Origin of the sequence: Streptomyces sp. ASQP_92, assembly GCF_025399895.1 — a bacterium.
Taxonomy (GTDB): domain Bacteria; phylum Actinomycetota; class Actinomycetes; order Streptomycetales; family Streptomycetaceae; genus Streptomyces.
In genome coordinates this window covers 1-245 of the sequence record NZ_JAODUA010000077.1, presented here as the reverse complement: position 1 = coordinate 245, position 245 = coordinate 1, and the positions used below count along the sequence as shown (strand labels likewise).

General features: G+C 68.6%; 1 protein-coding gene. It reads left to right on the top strand.

The genetic code is table 11. The features are described 5' to 3' along the window. On the top strand, positions 1 to 245 hold a 245-nt coding region (locus N4G70_RS36975; protein ID WP_261717170.1), incomplete at both ends, for a transposase family protein.

The following is a 245-nucleotide window of genomic DNA, read 5'->3' as shown; positions in this document are numbered from 1 at the left end:
CGCACCCACGACCTCACCGCCGCCCGCACCCACCGGATCATCCGGATCTGCGAACGCCAGGGCGTCCCGCTCGTGGCCGACCTCGCCTACCAAGGAGCCGGCCCTTGGCTGACCACCGCAGTCAAACGACGGCCTCATCAGGAACTCTCCGAGACCCAGAAGACCGTCAACCGCGCAATCGCCCGGACGCGAGTCCCGGTCGAGCGAGGCGTCGCCCGGCTGAAGACCTGGCGAATCTTCCGTCA